This window comes from Streptomyces narbonensis, from assembly GCF_014649015.1.
Lineage (GTDB): Bacteria > Actinomycetota > Actinomycetes > Streptomycetales > Streptomycetaceae > Streptomyces > Streptomyces narbonensis.
Genome location: NZ_BMSF01000054.1, coordinates 1 through 2,304, shown reverse-complemented (window position 1 = coordinate 2,304; position 2,304 = coordinate 1). Strand labels below are relative to the sequence as shown.

The following is a 2,304-nucleotide window of genomic DNA, read 5'->3' as shown; positions in this document are numbered from 1 at the left end:
ATTTTTGACACCTACGTCAATTCTGACACGTACATCAATTCTGACATGTGTGGTAATTATTTTTTTATTTCAATTTATTTATTTGCATTCATTCACTGAACATCATTACAGCATACAAAATGAGATTTTCCATCCAAAGTACACTATATATTGTCTCAATCAAGCACATCAACAAACATGTTATTGTCAGCAAATGATCTTCCATTTCTTGTCTTCTGTATGTTTTGCTTTTTTTCCCCCCCATCCTTGATTCTCTATCTCTTACCCTCTGCCATCTCCCACTCTCCTCCCACACTGTCTCTGGTATCTATGTTTGCTTTCTATACTGTTTTCTCCTCACATTTTATTGTATCGCCAAAGACCCTAATCAATCCAAATACCCTCATAGAAAACACAGGTGGTACACACATTTCCATGAACGCACGTCTTACTTTACGCATCCTATAAAGTAGCACCTAGCTGTGGCTACATATCCTACTGCAGTCATTGAACAGATATATATTTTTTTTTCCTGAAACTCTTTTTTTTTTGTAACTCAATTTACATTCCTTCCCTAAGCTTCATCACAGCATACAAAATGCAATCTCCCATCCAGTACACATTGCATAGTGACACAATCATGCACATTACAAAAACTTTTCCATTACTAGTTCCTAGAATTACTTCCACCCCTCTTTCTGACCCTCTGTCCCTTCCCACCCTCCTCTCACACCACCTCCGGTGTCTACAATTGTCCTTCATTCCCTTCCCTCCCACCTTGCATTGATCACACAATTTCCTACGTAATCTAACTACTTTCAATGGTGAGGTCACTCATTACTACTAAGAAAACCAGTTTTAACTTAACTCAAAGAAATGCCAAGGAACTTTGCTTAAAGCCAGGAAACAAGTTAGGATTCTGTTCAAATGGTAGGTGCATGAACCTATCAGTCTCATGTACTTTTATCTTCTGTTCTGGTTCAATTTTCCTGATTAAATTCTGGGATATAATATTCAACTCCAGACTTGTCCCTATGATTAAGTTGGCCACTTTCATAGTTTTTGGACTCTTATTTCTGTGTGTCTGTGTTTAATTTTCTTGATACAGCACACCCTTGAGAACTTCTTGGAGATCTGGTCTGGTGCTGGTAAATTCTTTCAGGTTTTGTTTATCTGAGAATGTTCTTGTCTTTTCTTCCCACCTGAAAGATAATCTTGCCGGGTACAGTATTCTTGGCTGGAATTGCTTCTCTCGTAACACTTTGAATATATTTTCCCATTCTCTCCTCGCTCGCATTGTTTCCGATGAGAGGTCTGCTGTTAGCCTGATGGGATGTCCTTTGTAGGTAACTTGATGTTTCTCTCTTGCCAATCTTAGTATCTTGTCTTTGTCTGCGGTTTTGGTCAACCTGGTTAGAATGGGTCTTGGAGAAGATCTTCTTGGGTTGATTCTATTTGGGGTCCTTTGTATTTCCTGGGACTGGATCTTCGAATGCCTCTCTAGGTTTGGAAAGTTTTCTTGCAGGATTTCATGGAATAGATTATCAATGCCCTTATGGGTCTCTTCGCCTTCTGGAATGCCAATTATCCGGATATTTGGACGTTTGATGGTATCCAGTACTTCTCGCATATCATTCTCAAATTTTTGAGCCATTTTCTCAGTCTTCGTGGTGGATTTTTCTAAGCCAGCCATTTTCTCTTCTACATCTGAGATTCTATTTTCTGAATGATCTAGTCTGCTTTGAATACTTTCAAGGGAGATTTTGACTTCTTGTATTATAGACTTCATCTCTAGCAGTTCCGTTTGAGTCTTTTGTAAAGGGTGTAATTCCTCTTTTAGATCTTGCAAGAATTTCCTCATCTCCTGGAACTCGGCAACTTCTTTCTCCTTTCTCTTTAGCAGTTCATTATCTCTCTTTTCTTCCATCTCTGTTAGCTTCGACATTACGAATGCTCTAAATTCCTTATCAGACATTTCCATGACTTTCACCGAACTGCTTGTGGATGAAGGAGAGTTACTCTTTTCCATTGGAGGAGAGGTATTTTCTCGTTTTCCCATATTTCTCGTGATCTGACGGTGATTTCTTGTCATCTGATGGATGGTGTGTTTCTTTCAAATTCTTGAAGTTAAACCTCAATGTTCAGAAGCAAGCAGACAGAGGTGTTCTAGAATCTGTTTGCCGTTCTGTTTGTGATCGCTGGTGCAGCAGATTCAGTAGATATTGGGTGGAGAGACAAGAAAAAGGAAAATGAAGAAGAGAGAGAGAAACAACAAAAAGAGAAAAAAAAGACAAAAAAATTAAAAAATTATAATTACTGTTCTTT

Annotated in this window: 1 protein-coding gene; it reads right to left on the bottom strand. The window is 38.4% G+C overall.

The features are described from left to right. Positions 1 to 1,069 precede the first annotated feature (1,069 nt). Entirely contained in the window at positions 1,070 to 2,071 is a 1,002-nt protein-coding gene (locus IE124_RS33950) for an RBD-like domain-containing protein (protein WP_189513867.1), read from the bottom strand. Between the last annotated feature and the right edge of the window lie 233 nt (positions 2,072 to 2,304).